This window comes from Mucilaginibacter aquaedulcis, from assembly GCF_030409325.1.
Classification (GTDB): domain Bacteria; phylum Bacteroidota; class Bacteroidia; order Sphingobacteriales; family Sphingobacteriaceae; genus Mucilaginibacter; species Mucilaginibacter aquaedulcis.
On record NZ_JAUFPR010000002.1, the window covers coordinates 731980 to 754133 of the forward strand.

At 40.9% G+C, this 22154-nt stretch carries 14 protein-coding genes; 7 read left to right on the top strand and 7 right to left on the bottom strand.

All coding sequences use genetic code 11. From position 1 onward, the window contains the following. The first annotated feature begins 1 nt into the window (after position 1). The 5 genes from QWZ01_RS07660 to aroC all read left to right on the top strand — a co-directional run bounded on the left by QWZ01_RS07660 (position 2) and on the right by aroC (position 5768). Complete coding sequence (locus tag QWZ01_RS07660; protein ID WP_290322713.1) at positions 2-901, top strand: sterol desaturase family protein; 900 nt, start codon at positions 2-4, stop codon at positions 899-901. 314 nt (positions 902-1215) lie between these two features. Next, positions 1216-2118: a prephenate dehydratase gene (locus tag QWZ01_RS07665; protein ID WP_290322714.1), complete on the top strand. Its 903-nt coding sequence runs from the start codon at positions 1216-1218 to the stop codon at positions 2116-2118. An 85-nt stretch (positions 2119-2203) separates the two neighbouring features. Continuing rightward, a complete protein-coding gene (locus QWZ01_RS07670; RefSeq protein WP_290322715.1) occupies positions 2204-3331 on the top strand; it encodes a chorismate mutase in 1128 nt (375 codons plus the stop codon). Between the two features lie 8 nt (positions 3332-3339). Then, the gene (gene aroA, locus QWZ01_RS07675) at positions 3340-4647 is read left to right on the top strand and encodes a 3-phosphoshikimate 1-carboxyvinyltransferase (protein ID WP_290322716.1); all 1308 of its coding nucleotides are present in this window, start codon (positions 3340-3342) and stop codon (positions 4645-4647) included. Positions 4648-4673: 26 nt separating this feature from the next. After that, the gene (aroC, locus tag QWZ01_RS07680) at positions 4674-5768 is read left to right on the top strand and encodes a chorismate synthase (protein ID WP_290322717.1); all 1095 of its coding nucleotides are present in this window, start codon (positions 4674-4676) and stop codon (positions 5766-5768) included. A gap of 55 nt (positions 5769-5823) precedes the next feature. Here aroC and QWZ01_RS07685 read toward each other — a convergent pair whose 3' ends face one another. The 3 genes from QWZ01_RS07685 to QWZ01_RS07695 all read right to left on the bottom strand — a co-directional run bounded on the left by QWZ01_RS07685 (position 5824) and on the right by QWZ01_RS07695 (position 8624). After that, positions 5824-7272, bottom strand: a complete 1449-nt coding sequence (locus QWZ01_RS07685; protein WP_290322718.1) for a phytoene desaturase family protein — start codon at positions 7270-7272, stop codon at positions 5824-5826. Positions 7273-7336: 64 nt separating this feature from the next. Next, complete coding sequence (locus QWZ01_RS07690) at positions 7337-7954, bottom strand: beta-class carbonic anhydrase (protein ID WP_290322719.1); 618 nt, start codon at positions 7952-7954, stop codon at positions 7337-7339. A gap of 25 nt (positions 7955-7979) precedes the next feature. Continuing rightward, positions 7980-8624 carry a redoxin domain-containing protein gene (locus tag QWZ01_RS07695; protein ID WP_290322720.1) on the bottom strand — a complete coding sequence of 215 codons (645 nt, stop codon included), beginning with the start codon at positions 8622-8624 and terminating at the stop codon, positions 7980-7982. 427 nt (positions 8625-9051) lie between these two features. Here QWZ01_RS07695 and QWZ01_RS07700 point away from each other — a divergent pair, with 427 nt between their 5' ends. Next, a complete protein-coding gene (locus tag QWZ01_RS07700) occupies positions 9052-10710 on the top strand; it encodes a L,D-transpeptidase family protein (protein ID WP_290322721.1) in 1659 nt (552 codons plus the stop codon). A 99-nt stretch (positions 10711-10809) separates the two neighbouring features. Here QWZ01_RS07700 and QWZ01_RS07705 read toward each other — a convergent pair whose 3' ends face one another. From QWZ01_RS07705 to QWZ01_RS07720, 4 genes are all read right to left on the bottom strand, one after another. Further along, the gene (locus tag QWZ01_RS07705; RefSeq protein WP_290322722.1) at positions 10810-13086 is read right to left on the bottom strand and encodes a GH92 family glycosyl hydrolase; all 2277 of its coding nucleotides are present in this window, start codon (positions 13084-13086) and stop codon (positions 10810-10812) included. 103 nt (positions 13087-13189) lie between these two features. Next, complete coding sequence (locus QWZ01_RS07710) at positions 13190-15493, bottom strand: family 20 glycosylhydrolase (protein ID WP_290322723.1); 2304 nt, start codon at positions 15491-15493, stop codon at positions 13190-13192. Positions 15494-15499: 6 nt separating this feature from the next. After that, complete coding sequence (locus QWZ01_RS07715) at positions 15500-18178, bottom strand: glycoside hydrolase family 2 protein (RefSeq protein ID WP_290322724.1); 2679 nt, start codon at positions 18176-18178, stop codon at positions 15500-15502. Between the two features lie 91 nt (positions 18179-18269). Beyond that, complete coding sequence (locus QWZ01_RS07720; RefSeq protein ID WP_290322725.1) at positions 18270-19700, bottom strand: alpha-L-fucosidase; 1431 nt, start codon at positions 19698-19700, stop codon at positions 18270-18272. A gap of 230 nt (positions 19701-19930) precedes the next feature. Between QWZ01_RS07720 and QWZ01_RS07725 the strand changes: the two genes are divergently transcribed. Beyond that, a complete protein-coding gene (locus QWZ01_RS07725; protein ID WP_290322726.1) occupies positions 19931-22111 on the top strand; it encodes a glycoside hydrolase family 3 N-terminal domain-containing protein in 2181 nt (726 codons plus the stop codon). Positions 22112-22154 lie beyond the last annotated feature (43 nt).

The following is a 22154-nucleotide window of genomic DNA, read 5'->3' on the forward strand; positions in this document are numbered from 1 at the left end:
GATGTCTGATTTGGATCCCCGGAACAAAGCCGCATTGGTGTTAATGGCTTTATTGGTAGTACTAACCCTTGTTGAAATGGGTTTAAGCTATTGGGAAAATCGCAAATATTACCAAACACGCGATACGCTTAATAATATATACCTTACATCGCTCGCTGTAGTAACCAATTTAATGGTTAAAGTGAGCACGTTTGTAGTACTTAGCTTTACTTATCAATACAGATTATTCCAAATACACAACGCATACTTTTACTGGTTTGTGCTGGTTGTTGCGCAGGATTTTTTGTACTGGGTTTTACATTACACGGGCCACTATTGCAGGTTTTTTTGGGCAATGCATGTAACTCACCACTCATCAGAGTTGTTCAATTTCACAACCGGGTTTCGCTCAACAGTATTTGAACCATTTTACCGTGTTGTATTTTATATGCCCTTGGCATTAATGGGATTTACAGCATTAGATATATTATATGCTTATTTAATCACACAGCTTTACGGCAATCTGGTGCATACGCAATACAAAATACCATTGCCTAAATGGTACGGATGGTTATTTGTAACACCCTCTCATCATAGGGTTCATCATGCCTCAAATATTCCATATCTGGATAAAAACATGGGCATGGTACTTATCATTTGGGACAGGGTGTTCGGTACATTCAGAGACGAGGATCTGGAAGAACCGGTTAAGTATGGTTTAACTAAACAACCTGATGATATGGGGCCCGTTAATATCCTGTTTCATGAGTGGAAGGCTCTCATAAGTGATGTTAAAAATGCACCCGGTATTAAAAATAAGATCAGGTATATGTTAAATCCACCTGGCTGGAGCCATGATGGTAGTTCGCAAACAGCACGAATTTTACAACGTGAATACGAAAAACAGCCGTTTGGCAAATAAAATTTGGTTAGCCAAGATTATTTTACAAAAAATAAAATTTTCTATTGACAAAAACATTTTTTACCGTACATTTACAACATAATAAAAAGCAAATGAAATTTACAAGCGCATATTACTTTGGTTACTACTTTTACTTTAACAGTGAGAGCCGGGACTAATATGTACTTAAAACACACATAAAGAACTTAAAAAGTCCCGGCACAAAATGCCGGGACTTTTTGCTTTAACGGGGTTTATGAAACCATGATGAGTAGTCAAAACAATTAATAAATGCACTGGATAGCTTTATCACTTTTAAAGAACAAATTACACTAATGAAAATAGAAAAACCAAGAGTTGCAATACAAGGTATCCGTGCTTCTTTTCACGAAGAAGCAGCTTTGAGATATTTTGGAGAAAATGCGCAAACCATTGAATGCAACTCTTTCAAGCAAACATTTGAGGCATTAAAAAACAAAGAGGCCGATTATGTGGTAATGGCAATCGAAAACAGCATTGCCGGAAGCATATTACCTAACTATACATTATTGCTTGACTATGGTTTTCCTGTTGTTGGTGAAATTTACTTGCCTATTCAATTACACTTAATGGCATTGCCAGGTGTAAAATTTGAAGATGTTAAGTATGTGACCTCGCACCCTATTGCTTTACGTCAGTGTGTTGATTTTTTTGACGAGTATCCTAATTTAAAAATTGTAGAAAGCGTGGATACAGCAGCCTGTGCTAAACGCATCCGCGATGAACAACTGACCGATACTGTTGCTATCGCAAATGCCTTAGCGGCAAAACTTTACGGGCTTGATGTATTGGAGCGCCGGATAGAATCAAATAAAAAGAATTTTACCCGTTTCCTGATCATCACTAACCATGACAATGTTGAGAAAAAGAATGCTAATAAAGCCTCTTTATGCTTTCAGGTAAGTAATAAAGTTGGATCATTGGCCAAAGTGCTGAACATCTTTGCTGAAGAAGGCATAAATATGAGTAAAATACAGTCGATGCCTATTTTGGGAAAACGTAATGAATACAATTTTTACGTAGACGTTGAATGGGATGAACAGAAACAATACGATGCTTCCATACGCCAAATACTAAAGTACACGCACAATTTCAACATACTTGGCGAATATGAACGCCATGATGACGAACCAACTACATCAAGGCCACAGAAAAACGAAAGAGTTAGGAAATACATCAACATACGAAGAAACATTTAAAGCTCATTTTCAACTATTTAAACTCAACAATTAACATAAAAATATATCAATCATACCGGCCTATTCCGGATTAATAATTAAAACAATGAAACTGAATTTAAACATACAGCCGCTCCACACCTGGATCAAGACTGGAAAAGAACCTTTAGTAATTGCAGGCCCTTGCAGTGCCGAAACTGAAGATCAATTAGTAGCCACAGCTCACTTATTAGCACAAACCGGCCGTATATCTGCCTTACGTGCAGGTATCTGGAAACCACGTACCCGTCCGGGTGAATTTGAGGGCATTGGCAGTATTGGCTTGGAATGGTTAAAACGTGCCAAAGAAGAAACCGGTTTACCAACTGCTGTAGAAGTTGCTACCGCTAAACACGTAGAAGAAGCTTTAAAAGCAGGTGTTGATATATTATGGGTAGGTGCTCGTTCAACAGCTAATCCTTTTACCGTACAGGAAATTGCCGACGCATTAAAAGGTGTTGATGTACCCGTAATGATTAAAAACCCTGTAAACCCTGATCTTTCTTTATGGGTTGGTGCATTGGAGCGTATTAACAATGCAGGTATCACCAAACTGGCAGCTATACACCGCGGCTTCTCATCTTACGAAAAATCAGCTTTCCGTAACGAACCAATGTGGGATATCGCCATCAACTTAAAAACATTGGCTCCTGAATTACCTATCATTAACGATCCAAGCCACATTACCGGTAATCGTGATCTGATTGGTTACATATCTCAAAAAGCTTTAGACCTTGACATGCAAGGATTAATGATCGAATCGCACATTGATCCAAGTGTTGCCTGGACAGATGCCAAACAACAGGTTACCCCTGCTGCCCTGGTTGATATCATCGACCACCTGGCTTTAAGAAAACCAGAAATCCGTAACGCAGAACTTAATGATAAACTTGCTGAGCTACGTAATCAAATTGATAAGATAGATGATCTGGTTATTCAAAAAATTGCTGAGCGTATGCAAATAGCAGAGAAGATCGGTACTCATAAAAAAGATAACAACATTACCATTTTACAAGTTGGCCGTTGGGATGAGATTGTGCAAAAACGTACAAACTACGCTAAAGCGTTAAAATTAAGCCCGGAGTTTACCGAAAAATTGCTTGAATTATTACACAGCGAATCTATCCGCAGACAAACTGAGATCATGAATAACAGTGAAGCCGGACAAGCAGCAGAAAAACTAACACACGTATAATTTATATAGTGATGCAAAACATCATCCTGAAAAAAGGTAATAAGCAAGTAAACGGCACGGTAAATCTTACCGGCTCAAAAAGTGAATGTAACCGCGCATTGGTTATTGAGGCCTTAAGCGGCGGCAAAGTGAAAGTGGAAAATATTTCTGATGCGGCCGATGCTGTTTTACTGGCTGGTATATTAAGGCATAATCAGGAGTCAGGAATCAAGAATCAACAAGTTCTTGCTGGTAGGGAACCACTCACCACTCACTATTCACCGCTCACCACTGTTGATATAGGCCCTGCCGGTACTGCAATGCGCTTTTTAACCGCTTATTTTGCTATACAGGATAATGAAGTAATATTAACCGGTAGTCAGAGGATGAAAGAAAGACCAATAGGCATATTGGTTGATGCGCTGAGAGAGTTGGGTGCCCATATTGACTATGAAGAAAAAGAGGGATTCCCTCCTATTAAACTAAAAGGCAGTTTCGAGCAGCAAACTAGTAAGATCAGTATTAAAGGTAACATTAGCAGTCAGTATATTACCGCTTTGTTACTCATCGCTGCCCGACTGCCTTTTGGTTTGGAATTACATATTGAAGGTGAATTAACTTCACGCCCCTATGTTGAAATGACACTTGCAATGCTGAAGACCGCAAATATACAGCACACCTGGCAAGACAACGTCATTACAATATCAAATCAGGAGTTTGCTACGACAGAATTACATGTTGAACCTGATTGGAGTGCCGCATCGTATTGGTATTCAATTGCTGCATTAGCGGATAAGGCGGAAATATTTTTAACCGGTTTAACACCTTACAGCCTTCAGGGCGACAGTGTGATCACGGAGATCATGGCAAACTTTGGTATTACTTCTCAGTTTAAGGATGGTGGTGTACAATTGATAAAGGAGGCAAAGCCAATTACACGAAAAGCATTTGACCTTAAAGAATGTCCTGATCTGGCACAAACCATTATCGTGGTGTGCGCCGCTTTAAATCATGAAGCCACTTTTACGGGCCTGGAAACTTTAAAAATAAAGGAAACAGACCGGATTTTAGCACTGCAAACCGAGTTGGCAAAAATGGGTGTAAAACTGATTGAAAATGACGAGGTTTATCAATTAGACTGCAGTGAAAAGTTTATCCCTGAGCGAATGTTTATCAATACCTATCATGATCATCGTATGGCTATGGCATTTGCACCACTCGCTTTGATTAGTCCTGAACTGGAGTTTGAGAACGGACCGGTAGTTGATAAATCGTACCCTGCCTTTTGGACAGATCTGGAGAAGATTGGTTTTGAAGTAAAGCAAATAGAAGCATAAAATAATTTAAACGCTACATTAATAACATGGCAGGCAACTCATTCGGGCAAATATTCAGAATAACCACCTTCGGCGAATCGCATGGTGAAGCTATAGGCGTAATTATTGACGGTTGTCCGGCGCAATTAACTGTTGATCTGGATTATATACAGGGAGAGCTGGACAAACGCAAACCTGGTCAGTCAAAAATAACCACCCAACGTAAGGAAAGTGATACTGTAAAAATATTATCTGGTGTATTTGAAGGCAAAACTACTGGTACTCCTATTGCCATGCTGATCCCTAATGAAGATCAGCGGTCAAAGGATTATAGCCATAATGTAGATGTATTTCGCCCTTCACACGCAGATTATACCTACCAAACCAAATATGGTATCCGCGATCATCGCGGAGGAGGCCGTTCATCTGCCCGCGAAACAGCTGCTCGTGTTGCCGCTGGTGCATTGGCTAAACTATTGCTTAAAACGCAAGGCATTGAGATAGCAGCTCATGTAAGCAGTGTCGGTACTATCAATTCGCCTAATGTGAGTATTGAAAGCGTTCAGGATTTTATTGATGAACGTGAAAAAAACATTGTACGCTGCGCCGATCCGGCAACAGCCGAGGAAATGATCGCTTTTATTGACAGCGTTCGTAAAGATGGTGATACAGTAGGTGGAAAAATAAGCTGTCATATCAAAAATTGTCCGGTTGGCTTAGGTGAACCTGTATTTGATAAGCTGCATGCAGATTTAGGCAAGGCTATGCTCAGTATTAATGCAGTTCATGGTTTTGAATTTGGGTCAGGTTTTTCAGGAAGCGAAATGCGTGGATCGGAACACAATGATATTTTTGTAAAATCTCATTTGGGCGAAATAAGTACGATTACCAACTTTTCAGGTGGAATCCAGGGAGGTATCAGCAATGGTATGCCTATTGAATTCAAGGTAGCCTTTAAACCGGTAGCAACTATAATGAAAAATCAGGCAACTATAGATAGTGAAGGTAACAGTGCTGAAATATCAGGTAAGGGCCGACACGATCCTTGCGTGGTGCCACGAGCAGTACCAATTGTGGAGGCAATGGCAGCTCTTGTTTTAGCCGATCATTGGCTGAGAAACAGGAACTCTATTTTAAGCTAAAACTATTCAAAAAAATACATCAAAGCCGTTAAGCTTAAACAGCTTGGCGGCTTTTTTATAATGGCTTTATCTTGATATTAAAAATATCGTTCAAGGCTTTTTTAGCAGCATGATAACCGCACATGCCATGTACACCGCCACCCGGCGGTGTAGATGATGAACAAATGTAAAGCCCCTTGGCTGATGTTTTATAGGGCGATAAACGCAACACTGGCCTTGTAAATAATTGGCCTATATCGATAACCCCCCCGTTAATATCCCCGCCAATATAATTGGGATTATGCTCTTCTAACTGGGCAGTATTAAAAGTATGTTTGGCAAGTATGGTATCCCTGAAACCGGGTGCAAAACGTTCAACCTGCTGCTCTATAATAGCAGTCATATCTTTTTCAGAGCCATTGGGCACGTGGCAATATGCCCATGCTGTATGCTTATCGGCTGGTGCTCGTGATGGGTCAATCTGGCTTTGTTGTGCCAACAGCACAAAAGGATTATCAGGATGTTTGCCATCCCATATCTGCTGCTCACCGTTGGCTATTTCTTCAAAGGTATTTCCGATGTGTACCGTACCAGCGTGTTTAACATTTTTGTTTTTAAATGGAATTGGGGCATCAAGTGCCCAATCAATTTTAAATACGCCCATACCATAACGGTAACGTTCCAACTGCCATTTATATACCGACGAAAATTTATGCCCGGCTATTTTCAACAATTGTTTTGGAGTAATATCAAACAATACCGCATGAGCCGAGGGTAGCTGACTTAACGATTCCACATAAAAATCAGTCTCCATTTTACCACCTATAGATATAAAGTAAGATGCAAGGGCAGCCGCTATCTGATTTGATCCGCCTTGCGGTACCGGCCAGCCTTTTAAATGTCCCTGTGCCATAAGCACTAATGCTATAGCCGATGTTGCTATATTAGTTAAAGGTTGTATGCCGTGAGCAGCCATTCCGCCCAATAAACCCTTAGCCGCCTTATCCTTAAATCGTTTCTGTAAAAAAGATGCTGGAGTAAGCGCATCTAACCCAAACTGGGCCATGGCCAGGGGGTGTTTGGGAAAACTCAACGGGCCCAAAGCATCTGTGGCAATCAACGGCCAATTTTTAACTACAGGCTTCATCAGTTTACGATAGGCCTGTTCATCAATACCAAACTGTTGCGCGGTTTGTTCAACCGAGTGAATTAAAATAGCAGCCGTACCATCATCAAACGGATGCGCAGCTGCTATTTCAGGATATAAGTACTGGAGCCCATGCTGTGCCAGCGGCAGTGTTTCAAAAAACGGTGAAGCTGCCGCCAGTGGATGTATAGCCGAACATATATCATGCAGATAACCAGGCAAAGTAAGTTCGGCCGAGCGTAGTCCTCCACCTATTTCGCTTTTTGCTTCCAGTAGTAATACTGATAGTCCGTTTTGCTGCATCAAGATAGCTGCAGCCAGGCCATTTGGGCCCGAACCAACTATTATTGCATCGTAATCGCGTTTTTCAAGCTTCATTTATCCTGGAGGAAGTTTTCAAGTCCCCTAAGGTATCTAAAAACAAATTTATACTTGTTAATAATTAATTTAAAACCTCGCCGGCATGTGTAGCATCAGCAACCTCAATCAATTTACCTGAGGCAACATCATAAACATAGCCATAAATGGGAATATTTTTAGCCACTAACGGATGCTGTCTTATCCGTTTTACATCTTCGGTAACACTTGCTTCCAGATTTTTAAAGGTCAAAAAGGCTATTTGGTTGGCCTCGTCAGAACCTCCACTTTCTTCAGTATTGTGCCAGCCATTTTCATCAATAGCGGCCGTTTTAAGACTTTTGGATAATAGGCCGCGAATAATATCATCGGTAAACAATGCCATACCACAATCGGTATGATGGATTACAAACCACTCTTTAGTACCCAATAATTTGTGCGATATAACCAACGATCTGATGGCATCATCACTGGCACGACCACCTGCGTTACGAATCACATGTGCGTCGCCCTCAGCTAAACCCGCGTATTTAGCCGGATCAAGCCGGGCATCCATGCATGTTAAAATAGCGAACTGACGTGCTGGCGGGATGGTTAGTTCGCTTTTATCACCAAAATGTTTTACATATTCCTGGTTAGCCAAAAGTACCTGTTGGTGAACCTTTGACTTTATTTTCTGTAAAGGATCAATTACGTTTGACATAACTTCTGAATTTCAGATAACTATATTACGCCGACTTCCTACTGTTAGCAATCAGAGCCGACTCATATACTGTTGAAACAATGTCTTTCCCTGAAAACGTACCTAAAAAATCAAGGTCAACATGACTGTAAATAACCTGTTTTGATGGATCGATCACATAAGTAGCCAGCAATGGCACGTTTACATCAATACCCGAAAACCTGTCCCAGATAGGTGCATCATCAGAAAACACGCGGAACGCACGAGCTATGTCTTTTTGTTCATCATGATAAAAGTTAAGCGTGAAGCTATTTTCCCAAGCCTTAGCCTCCAACTCTTCTGTACGTTCATCGCTGATAATGAGCAGATTGCCGCCACTGGCTTTTATTTCATGTTGAAGGTTATTTAACTGCTTTAACAAGGTGTTCCCCTTTTCGCGCCAATGATGCGAATAAAAAGCTACAACTAAAGGCTTATTTAACAGGTGCCTTAATGAAATGGGGCCATGTGTTTCGGCGCCATTAAAAAACTGCTGCCAATAGCTATAATCATTATATAGTTTAAAACCAGGAACGTAATTACCTGCCTTAACAGGTTTTAAAGGCTGATAGGGTTTAAACGGAAGATCATGATCAACAACAATTTCTGACAGATCAAAAAACGGATATTTATTATTATTTGTAATTAGCATTTTATTTGAATGAAGATTTAACGGATTGTATTTATTGACGCGGTGACTTTTTAAAATCAATAGCAACAACTGCACAACCCGTAAGCTATATGGTAATCAGGTAACAACCTACCTGCGGCAGGCATGCTCAGTAAATTAACCAGATAAGTATTCATAAAAAATATAATAAATAATGAGTTCAGTAAAAATTGGAGACTACTCAGGAGAATGCTAATACGATAGCTTAACAACAGCAACACATGACCATAGCCTTTTTAACATCGTTATGATTTAAAAGGTGGTTCATTTTGTATGTAAACTTGCTGCCTTGCATGTGTTTGAATGTTGTGAAGTTCAAATATACTATAAAATCTATAAACTTAGTATACATTATTTCAAAATATTTTTAATTGGTTTTGTTTCCTATCTTTCCAATAAAAAATATCATATGCTGAATAAGCCAAACCTGCGTTACAAATTACTTATAATCAGCCTGCTAATTACCCTATTTGGTTGCCGGCCAAATGTAAAGCAAACCCTTTCAAAGGTTGATTCCGTAAAAAAGAAAATAGTAAAAGATTGGAATAAAACCATCCCTGGGAGCTTCAGCAACCAGACAGAATCTGTTTTTGACAGTGCACAGATAGCCATCTTCCTGAAAAAATATCCCAACTTTAACGCTTATGCAAATGACATCAATCTGTTTTACAGTAAACGTAAATTTGCCTATGCTTGGTACGATAAGAATGTTTTGATTGAGCAGGCCGGAAACCTGACAGACAGACTTAACCACCTGCAAAACGAGGGTATATATAAAGCCATCCCCTATCCAAAATCTTTAGATTCGCTGGTATTTGATAATCATCCTAAAGCTAAAGAAGCCAAAAGCAATATCACAGCCGAGCTGATGCTTACTGCCCAGTACTTTGTTTTTTCAAAACTGGCTTTTCAAGGCATGAACGATTCTGTTACGCGTGCCATAAACTGGTACCTGCCCCGTAAAAAGATATCGTATAATGATTACCTGGATAGCCTATTGAAAAAACCGGGTAAAGGAGGTGCTATCGCGTTATCTGAACCAGTTTACCGGCAGTATGATCTGTTAAAGAAATTTTTGGCCAAGTATCGCCAGCTGGAATCCACTGAAAAATGGGAACCTATTGTTCTTACTCAAAAACTACAACCCGGTGATTCGGCTACAGTGATAACGACAATAAAAAAACGGCTTTACAAACTGGATGATTTTAAGGGTGATACATTAAACGCCATCTATGATTACGATCTAAAAGAAGCATTTAAACAGTTTCAGTTAAGACATGGTCTTACGGCGGATGGAATAGCCGACGCAGGCACAATGGCCGAATTAAATGTGCCCCTGAAAAGCCGTATACAACAGATTATGGTGAACATGGAACGCTGCCGGTGGCTGCCCGTAAGCCTTAACACCGATTACCTGGCGGTGAATATCCCGGAGTTTAAGCTGCATGTTTACCATGCCGATAGTTTATTATGGAGTTGTAATGTGGTAGTAGGCCAAAAGGTGCATCAAACCGTGATTTTTTATGGCGAAATGCAACACGTGGTTTTTAGCCCCTATTGGAACCTGCCCGAAAGCATCATAAGTGCTGAAGTATTGCCTGCTATGAGAAGAAATCCCAATTATGTAAATGAGCATAATATGATTATTACGGGGAAAGAAAATGGTTTACCGGTAATTAAGCAAAAGCCCGGTCCTGCCAACTCATTAGGGCTGGTAAAGTTCCTTTTCCCTAATAGTTACAGCATTTATTTGCATGATACGCCATCAAAATCATTGTTTGGCGAATCGTCACGAGCCTTTAGTCATGGGTGTATACGCGTAGGCGAACCTGCAAAGCTCGCCTCCTTCCTATTGAAATACGATACCACCTGGACAGCAGCTAAGATCAGTAAGGCCATGCACCTGGGTAAAGAACAGCAGATAACGCTCAAACAAAAAGTACCTGTTTTTATAGCCTACTTTACCGCATTTACAGATCGCTCCAATAAACTCAATTTCCGTAAGGATATTTATAACCGCGATGGTCAGCTGGCATCCATGATACTTTCGGGAAAAGGAAGTTATTAAAAAACATTTGTCATTTCTTGTTAAGACATAGCGGCTTAAAATTAAAAAGCGCATCAGGGTTATCCTGACACGCTTTTTAATCACATGCTTGTGCTCGAATTAGTTCTGCACAGAAATGGCTTTATTAGCCTCACCTACACCCCAAACAGTGCCAGGTTTGCTGCCCATAGTAATCACCAGTTCGCCACCATTGGTGATGTCCTGATGGGTAAACCAGGTTTTGTTATAGGTTTTACCATTTAACTGCATGGCATTAATGTATTTATTTTGAGGGCCATTGTTTTTCACTACAATGTGAAAAGTTTTATTTCCTTGTAATTTCAGTGTAGCTTCATTAATAACCGGACTGCCGAACACATACATGCCATTTGCCGGGTTAACCGAATAAAAGCCAAGGGCTGATAACACGTACCATGCCGACATCTGGCCTACGTCTTCATTACCTATAATACCATCTGGTTTATCGGTATAAAAGTCATCTAAAATGTATCTCACTTTCTCGGCCGTTTTCCATGGTTGGCCCGAGTAAGCATAAAAGTAACTCATCGGGTGGCTTGGTTCGTTACCATGTGCATACTGACCAATTAAGCCAGAAACATCGGGCGATTTGAATTTCCCCATATCACCCTGAGCAATGAATAATGAATCAAGCTTGATGTTGAATTTGTCTTTGCCGCCCAACATGTTGATCAGGCCCTCTACATCCTGAGGTACCAGGAAGGTATATTGCCATCCGTTACCTTCTGTAAAATCACCATGCTCATGTATTGAAATAAAAGGGCTGTAAGGTGTGCGCCATGTAGTTTCTGATAAACGACCACGCACAAAACCCGCTTTTGGGTCGTAATAGTTTTTATAATACTGGCCGCGTTTACTGAAGTAAGCATAATCATCTGCCTTACCTAATTTTTTGGCAACCTGGGCAATGCACCAGTCGTCAATGGCATATTCCATACCCATTGAAACTGATTCCCTGCTGCTATCAGCTGGGATGTATCCTAATTTCTTTACATACTTAATACCGCGTGCATCTTCCATTGCAGTGGTTTTCATGGCCTCGTAAGCTAAATTGGCATCAAAACCTTTGTAGCCTTTTAACAAAGCATCGGCAACTACCGGTACCGCACTGTAGCCTACCATACAATTGGTTTCATTAGCCATTAAATGCCAAACCGGAAGGCTTCCCTGCTGCTGGTAAATGGCCAGCATGGAGTTGATCATATCATTGGTATGTTCCGGATGAACAATAGTTGAAAGCGGGTTATTCGCCCTGTAAGTATCCCACAACGAGAACGTAGTTACGTTATTGAAGCCTTGATTTTTATGAACTTTTTTATCGGTTCCCCAGTATTCGCCGTTAACATCATTAAATACCGACGGTGCTATCATGGTATGATAAAAAGCAGTGTAAAACTTTTTCATTTGTGACAATGAATCAGCCTTAATGGTGATCTTTTGAAGCTGGTTATTCCATGCTTTATCCGCATCTGCAACTATCTTATTAAAATCCCATCCCGGTATTTCGCTTTTGATATTCAGCATGGCATTGGCCGAGCTTACCGGTGATATACCTACTTTAGCATAAACAACTTCGCCCTTAGTAGTACTAAAGCTGATAACACCTTTTACCTTACGGCCTTTTAACTCAGTGCCCGAAGCAGTGGCAGTACTATCATACACTGCAAAGGTTTTGATAGGTTTTGAAAATACAGCGGTAAAGTAAATACGCTGATCAACTGCCCAGCCTTTTGAAAACCGGTAACCGCTCACGGTGTTTTTATCAACCTGGGTTATGTAGGTTTCCATCGGCCTGTCCCAACCTATACCTTCTTGTAAGTCGATCACGATATGCGCATCATTTGATGCCGGGAAGATGTATTTGTGCATACCTACCCTGGTGCTTGAGGTAAGCTCTACACCAATATCATAACGCTTTAACTTTACTTTATAATAACCAGGCCTTACCACCTCATCTTTATGACTAAATATTGAGGTATAACCACTTTGCAGATCTTTAATAGTACCTTTTGTTACTTTTACCGGCCCGGTGGTTGGCAAAAATGAAATATCGCCTAAATCGCCGATACCTGTACCGCTTAAATGCGTATGCTGAAAACCCACAATGGTTGAATCAGATATATGATACCCCGAGCACCAATCCCAGCCTTGCGATATATTGGTTGGCCCTAACTGTACCGCACCAAACGGTACGCTGGCACCCACAAAAACGTGACCATGAAAGCCTGTACCAATATAGGGGTCGACATATTGGGTAAGGCTGCCCACTTTGGTAGTTGCAGCAGGTTTATGCGACTGACCAAACGAATTTAAATTAACGAGTGCCAGTAAACCGGCTAAACAAAGTTGCTTTTTCATTTATTGTTTTATAGAATACAGTACTGAGGTTTACAATTTCTTTTCAAACATACACATCAGTACTTAATTGTTATTAATAAACGTTCAATTCACAGCATATGATTTAATTCTTAAACCATTCAGCTGGAATCTCTGCCGGAATCGAACCATTCAGGCTATATTTCAGTTTCAGCTTATAACCGCCGCCGCCTTCAATAAAATCAAGGTTAAACGGATGTACCCCTGCCTTCAAAGCCACCTGTCCGCTCCTTTCCTGGGCTGAGTGATTTCCATCATTATTTACTGTAATCGATGGGCCAATCTTCAGTACGCCACCATCATCACAGGTTAAATAAAAGCTGTAAATACCATCGGCAGGTACATCGATATACCCTTTGTAGGTGATGCCGAACGATGGCGCTTTCACCGTTTCAGGTACGGCAATAGCATTAGTGGTAAAGGTACTATCCACCTTAGCATCTTTCATTAAAGCAACTTGTTTAAAGGCAGCTTTGTAATAATTGCAAACCAAGCCCGGTTTTGGCGGAGCGATTTTTACCGTTCCAAGCATATTCTGTTTAGTATAGTTCAAATTATATACATCGCCGCGAGTACCTGCAGCAGTGAATGCAGCAACCCTAACCAGTTCCGATTTACTGATCACCAAAGGTGATGGCAATTCCGACGATTTAGCATCCGGCAACGAGCCGTCAGTAGTATAACGGATAGTTAAGCTGGGCAGTGGATTAGTGATGCTTAGCCTGCCTTCGTCAACAAATACATACTCATTTAATAAATTGGGCAGGTCAGGCAGGCGGTAATTAATCTGCAGGGCTTCCATGCGTTTGTATTGCTGAATCAAGCGTTTCTGGTATGAATCATACTGTGCAGGCTGATTTGTCCACAGATTTTCTGCAAGGGCAGTCATCCTCGGCATATACATATAATCTGCACGTTTTTCAGAAGGGATCATTTCTGTCCAAATATTCGCTTGCGCACCAATGATAGATTTTGCCTCTTCCGTATTTAAAGCCTTGGGAACGGGATTAAAGTGATATACCCTGTCAATAGAGTATTGATCAGGCTGGTAATCAAAATATAATGGTTCGCCGGGCGTCATGATCACGGTGTTGCCGTTTTTAACCGCTTTTACCGGTGCGTCGGGTACCCATCCGCGCCAATACATCACAATAGCTGTAGGGCTAATACCTCCTTCAATTATCTCGTCCCAGCCAATCAGTTTACGACCTTTGGAGTTAAAGAATTTCTCCATACGGTTAATAAAATAGCTATGCAGGCCTGCCAAATCTTTAATTCCCTCGCGTGCCATCAAAGCCTTGCAATCGGCAGATTTTCCCCAATCGGTACGGTCAACTTCATCACCGCCAATGTGGATATATTTGGATGGAAAGATATCCATGATCTCGCTATAAACATTTTGAGCAAACTCATAAGTGGTTTCCAATCCCGGACAAATGGGCTTGGTGAATAATTTACCCCATGAATTTTCGCCGTTACAGGTTAAAAACGGATACGAGTTAATAGCGGCCATCATGTGGCCAGGCATATCAATTTCAGGGATAATATCAATGTGCCGGGCAGCGGCATAAGCTACAATGCCCTTCATTTCCTGCTGGGTATAAAAGCCGCCATACAAGGTTTTACCATTACGCTTAATGATATGCTCTTTATCAATTATAAAATCGGGATTATCCTTAGCCTTTTTCATACAAGCCGAATCCTGATTATTGAAAGTGCGCCATGCTCCTTCTTCTGTTAGTTTAGGGTATTTTTTTATTTCGATGCGCCAACCTTGATCATCCGTTAGATGCAAATGAAGTTTGTTCATTTTATATAGCGCCATCCTGTCGATAAACTTTTTCAGATAACTTATCGAAAAAAAATGCCGCGAAACATCAAGATGCATACCACGCCAGGCGTAGGCAGGTTGGTCTTCAATAATTACGGCAGGCAATGTAAGAGTGCTGTTTGCTATACCTTTTTCAACCGAAACAGGCAGTAATTGCCTTACGGTTTCGATTGCGTGAAATACCCCAGCAGCATCTTTAGCAGTTATTGTAAGCTGCTGTGTGCTGATATTTAATTTATAAGCCTCAGGCGCGCTAATACTTGCGTCGTATACCAGTTTAATGACATGAGGCTTTGCCGCTTTGGTTACCACCAAACGTTTGCCTAAACCTTTTAGCAAAAGGTTATTTAATTCAGCAGCTTCAGCACTAAACTCACTGGCAGCAACGATGGTTGTTTTCGGGGTTATCACGAAGCTACCCTTACCCTCAGCCAACTGGCTCGGGTAAGGTATCAATGGAAATTTTGCGGTATCCTGCGCATAGGTGTTTGCCGTTGCGGCACACGTTAGCAAAAGAGCCAGTTTTATAACGTAATATTTTTTAGCAAAAGCCATCATAGGTATTTATTTGTTTATCTGTATCAATTTATCGCCGGTATTCCAGCCGTTCAGGGTTACCGCAAGGTTCTTTTTCATGGCATCTTTATATTCAATAATTACCTTTTTCTCCTGACCTGGTAACACGGTAACATAGTTATCACTGTAAAATGCTGGCAATACTCGCTGTTTGGTATCGACATCAACTAAGGATAGCCTGTTAAAAAACGCCAGCGGACCGTTACCCGTGTTTGCCAAAGTAACCTCAACCTTACCGTTATCCAGAGGTTTCGCAGTAGCATTCAAATTTCCTTTTGGCATTTTTTCCAAACCCGAATAATTACCGTTTTCATCGGCTATCCAATAAATATTTTCGCTTAGTGTCTTTTTATCCTTATCCAGTAGTTGCAGACAAAGGAATGCTCCTTTTTCTTTCGCCAGTTTATCCATCTCCCTTTTCAGCGATAAATAGCGTTTGGTTGTGGTTGGTGTAACATCTGAAAACACTTGGGTAAGCACGGTTTCTTTGCCATCCATATCATAAGCTTTTGCTACCAGCATCATGTTAGTATGGCTTTTAAAGGTATTATTGGCAACCATCACCATACCTGTTGTTGGGTCATACATGATATGCAAAGGCTCGCTTCCGCTGTGTAAACCGTAGAGACACGCGTTTGGATCAAGATAGTAATCATACATTTGCCCCCGCATTGCCGTCCACGGGTTTTGTGTTTTCCAGATGATTGTGCCGGTATACCAATCCCACATGTGCGAGCTGAAACCTTCCATCAAGCCACGATATTGATCATAATTTACCAACTGGGCCTTGTTAGCAAAATCTTCTACATCTTTAGCCTTGCCATACTTGTCAATAAAACCATCATAGTCAATATATTTATGGTAATCCCAAACAGAATCAGTTTTGGTTTTCCCGGTGGCTGCATCATATTCTGGCAATACCATGTTTTTAGCAGGTATAAATCTTTTTAACGATTCATAATCGCTTACCCCAACAGAACCAACTTCTGAGTTAAAAGGGTATGTTTTATGTGCCCAAAAGGTTGATAACGGTTGTATCCCATAAGGTCCGTCGCCATTACCTCCCATTTCATTGCGCGACATTTCCTCAGAGTTTGAGTATGGAATAAACCAGCGCGTGTTATCTAGCTTAGGCATTACAGTATCACGCAGGGTTTTCAGAATATCCTCAGGCGGGGTAATCTCGTTACCTCCGCACCAGATAGCCAATGATGGGTAATTACGTATCAATTTAACCTGGTCTTCAATTGATTTAACATAAAGATCATGGTCATCAGGGTATTTGCGGCGGGTCCACTGATCCTCCAATTTCATCGGGTCAGTCCAGCGACCGTTACAATCACCTGAGCCCCACATATCCTGAAATACCAGCATACCATATTTGTCGCAAGCCTCATAAAACTCCGGGCGTTCAATCAGCGCGCCACCCCAAACCCTGATCAGGTTCAGGTTCATATCGTGATGGAAACGAACTTCGGCATCATAGCGGGCATCTGAAAAGCGCAACAGCTCGTCAGATATGATCCAGTTACTCCCTTTAATAAATATTTTTTGACCGTTAATGTTAATCTGCCTGCTTTCGGTACGTGCATTCCATTCCGTAGTAATCTGCCTTACTCCTACTTTTATGGTATTTTGATCCGAAACTTTATTCGCACTTGTTACAAATTGCAGGTTCATGGAGTATAGATGCTGCGCTCCGTAACCGTTAGGCCACCAAAGTTTAGGATTTTTGAGGGAAAGATCATTCAGTTGAATAGGTTCTGTCGAGTTCGGTTTAATGGTTACCTTTTTTGAAATCAAGTTGCCATCAAGTGTATATTTCAGTTCGCCTGTGACAGAAACACCTGTGGCATTTTCCAATTCAGCAGATACCTGTATAACTGCCGGTTGCTGCGGACCGTCAGGTTGTCTTACGCTTGATACCAGGGTTACCACATGTGGATCTTTTATTCTTATGGCTCCCGTTTTTTCGATAGTTACCTTATCCCAGATACCAGTGTTACGATCTTTGATAGGCTGAATCCAGTCCCAACCGGCAGTGTATTGAATACCTACGTTTTTGGCAATGGTACCATCGCCACCCTGACCACCGTTTGGATTACCTACTGAATTTGGTGGATAAACAATAACGGCTACCCTATTATTACCATCCTTAGCCATCCATTTAGTAATGTTATATGATTGGCGTAAAAACATACCTGAATGTAGTTTTTCATTCAGTTTATGGCCATTTAAATAAATATCGCAGCTATAATTTACTCCCCTAAAGTTAAGGTAAACCTGGTTCCCACTTGCTGGTAAAGTTTCCTTAAAATCCTTGACAAACCAGTAGGTATAATAATCTCGACCCGTTTTGTATATATCCGGGATCTGCTCATTATTCATTCCATAGAATGGATCAGGCATTTTTTTATCAGCTATTAAGCTGGTTAAAACCGTTCCCGGAACAACGGCAGGCATCCATGCACTTGTACTATAATCGGTACGTGAAATCTTTGCACCTTTATCCTTAACAGTAGCGATGGGTGCACACTTCCATCCGTTGTTTAGTTCATAACTTGTTTGCGCGCTTGCAGTAACGCTTTGAAAAACAAGAACACACAACGATGCAAAGGTTGTTGAAATTTTAAAAACAGGCTTACCTGCAGGGGACATTTTTATCATTATTTATGAAGATGAGGATTTCAAAATTAAATATTGAAACAAGTTTGGCGCTATGCTTATTTAACTATTTTATGTGGTATTTTATCCGTCGTTAATATTCCAGCTTAAAACAGGCCACCTCATTTAAACCACTTTTTTGCTGCAAGTCTGTAGGTATTTTTATAACCACTTCATCATTTTGCTGTTTCCATTTAAGGCTTTGTTTGCTACCTAATAAAGTTATTTTTTTAGGCTTGGCTGCTTTAACTGTAATGGTTGATGGCAACATTACTTTTTCCTGCTCGCTGAGTACAAAGGCGTAAATTGCTTTGTTATTTTTTGCCTGCGTATAAAATACATTCCCGGTTGAGTAAGGTGCTACCGACTTAGAACCATAGATACCCTCACCATTGATTTTTATCCATTCACCTATGCCTTGTAAACGTTGATAAGCAACGGGATCCCAATCGCCATCAGGGCCTGGGCCAATGTTCATGAGCAGGTTACCTCCGCGTGAAACTATTTTTACAAGTAACTGTACAATTTGTTGTACGGATTTGTAATGATCACCGGGAACGTAACTCCATGAATTACCCATTGTTATACAGCTTTCCCAGGGATGATCAAGCGGAACTTCAGGTACCTCCTGCTCGGGTGTAGTATAGTTTTCAAACTGACCGGATACGGTACGATCAACCACAATCAGACCGGGTTGTTTGTGGCGACCCATAGCGGCAATTTTAGGCATATCAATATCCTGGTCAAATTTAATACCGCGCTGCCAATCGATTGTGGTATCAACACTGCTTTTGGGGCGTACCCAGCCACCATCGAGCCACAAAATATCGACTTTGCCATAATCGGTCATTAATTCGCCAATCTGGTTATATGTAAAATCCTTGAACTTTTGCCAGCGTTCAGGATATTTTTTAGGATCATAATTAACGTTTCGATCTTTAGGTGGAAAATAAGGCCACCAGTAATTTTCTGAATGCCAGTCGGGCTTTGAGAAGTAGGCCCCAATCATAAAATTATCTTTCCGGAAAGCATTGAATATCTCCTTTGTTACGTTGCTCCTTGGGTTACTTGAAAACGGTGTTTTTGTGCTGGTAATCTTGTAATCAGTTTCCTTGGTATCAAACATGCAAAAACCATCGTGGTGCTTTGTTGTAAATATCACGTATTTCATACCGGCATCTTTTGCCGCCTTCACCCATTTTTCGGGATTGAACTTTACAGGATTAAAAGTAGTTTGCAGGTTTTCGTAGGCTGCTTTGTAACCATTATAAGTAGCACCGTACGGGCCTTTACGTTGTGTCCACCCTTCATCCTCAGGGCAAATACTCCAGCTTTCCACAACACCCCACTGGCTATATGTTCCCCAATGCATAAACAGGCCAAACTTCAGATCCTGCCAGTCGGTTAGCTTTTTTTCAACCAATGGATCGTTGGGTTGCATATATTGCTTGGAAACGTTGTGTTTTTGCGCCATGGAAGCAATACTGCAAGCGCTTAAGATGAATAACGTAAAGATTTTTTTCATTGAGTATCTGAATTTATATGATGAACAATTATTTAAAGTATAGCGTTAATAAACTTTTTAAAATATTTTAATAAATATCGAAACTTAATTGAAAAAATTTCAAATCCGAAATTAATATTTTATTATTGTTACAACAAACCTGATTGATCAGTAAAATTCCTTTTCAAATAATTACGCTATAAAGTTAATACGGATTACATTTGCATCAATTTAAAAGAAACAATAAAACTATGACTTCAACCATTACAAAAGTCACGCGGCTATCGGTAGCTGTTATTGCCCTCCTGTTTACTGGCGGTACTTCACAAGCACAACAAACTCCTTTTTACAAAGATGCTTCGCAATCGATTGAAACAAGAGTTAATGATCTTTTATCAAAACTAACCCTCGAAGAAAAAATCTCACTACTGGGCTACCAAAGCAAGGCTATTCCACGTTTAGGTATCCCGGCTTATAACTGGTGGAATGAGGCTTTGCATGGCGTAGCCCGTGCAGGCGAAGCCACTATATTCCCGCAAGCCATTGGTATGTCGGCGACCTTTAATGACGATCTTTTAAAACAGGTTTCCACCGTTATTTCAACAGAAGCCCGTGCCAAGTATAATCTGGCCATAGGGCAAGACAGGCACTTGCAATATATGGGCCTTACCTTCTGGACACCTAACATCAATATTTTCCGCGACCCTCGCTGGGGCCGTGGACAAGAAACTTACGGTGAGGATCCATTTTTAACCGGACGTATGGGGTCGGCCTTTGTAAAGGGTCTACAGGGAAATGATCCTAAGTATCTGAAAGCCTCGGCAACTGCTAAACACTTTGCCGTACACAGCGGCCCTGAAGCAGAGCGCGATCATTTTGATGCAATTGTAGATGAAAAAGATCTGCGCGAAACTTACCTTTATGCCTTTCATGAATTGGTAAGCTCCGGCGTTGAATCGGTAATGAGCGCTTATAACAGGGTAAATGGTGTACCAAACTCTATTAATAAAGTATTGCTTACTGATATTTTAAGAAAAGAGTGGGGATTTAAGGGCCATGTAGTAACTGATTGCGGTGCGCTTGACGATGTTTTTCTTCGTCATAAAACCTTACCTACAGCTGTTGAAACTGCCGCGGCGGCCTTAAAAGCAGGTGTTAATTTAGATTGCTCAACCGTGCTGCAAAAAGATGGTTTAAAAGCCATCGAACAAAAGCTATTGACAGAAAAAGATATTGACTTCTCTTTGATTGCTATTTTACGCACGGAGTTTAAACTTGGCTTTTATGATGATCCGGCACAGAACCCTTATCATGGCTATGGAGCGGATAGTGTTCATAATGTTCAGCACCTTGCATTGGCCCGAAAAGTAGCCCAGCAAAGCATGGTGCTGCTTAAAAACGATAAAGACATTTTACCTTTGAACAAAGCGAATGTATCAAGCATTATGGTGGTTGGCCCTAATGCAGCATCTTTAGATGCTATGGTGGCTAATTACCACGGTACCAGCAGCAAAGTGGTAAATTTTGTTGAAGGTATTACCGGAGCTGTAAGTAAATCTACCCGTGTGGAGTATGACCTGGGTTGTGATTATAAGGATACTACCCACTTTGGCGGTATCTGGGCAGCCGGCTCTGCCGATGTAACTATTGTGGTGATTGGTTTATCGCCGGTACTGGAAGGTGAAGCAGGTGATGCCTTTTTATCAGAAAGTGGCGGCGACAGGAAAAACCTGAGCCTGCCAGCCAGCGAGATCGCATTTATAAAAGCCTTACGTAAAGGCATTAAAACTAAACCTATCATTGCAGTAATTACAGCTGGCTCTGATGTTGATGTATCAAGTATAGAACCTTATGTTGATGCTATTATATATGCTTGGTACCCTGGTGAACAGGGCGGTAACGCCCTTGCTGATGTGGTATTCGGAGATGTTTCTCCATCGGGTCACTTACCGCTTACGTTTTATAAGGATATGAGCAACCTGCCCGATTACCAGAATTATGCGATGAAGGGCCGTACCTATCGTTATTTTGATGGCCCGGTACAGTATCCGTTCGGTTTTGGTTTAAGTTATACCTCATTTGCTTACACATTGAACAGCAAGCCGAAAGCATCATACAAAAAAACCGACACGTTAACTGTTGCGGTTAATGTAAAAAATACCGGCAAAATGAATGGAGATGAAGTTGTACAGGCCTATATCGAATATCCGAAGGTTGACAGAATGCCGATTAAAGAGTTAAAAGGTTTTAAACACGTTAGCGTAGCAAAGGATCAGGATTCAACTGTTACCATTAAAATCCCGGTTCAGGATCTGCAAAAATGGGACTTGGTTACTCATAAATGGAAACTTTACCCTGGCAAGTATAAATTGGTGATGGGCAGCAGCTCCGCCGATGAAAAAGCCAGCGTTAATTTTACCGTGGCGAAGTAATCATTTATAAACTTTTGAAGTAAAAAAATGGCCGGTAGTTTAT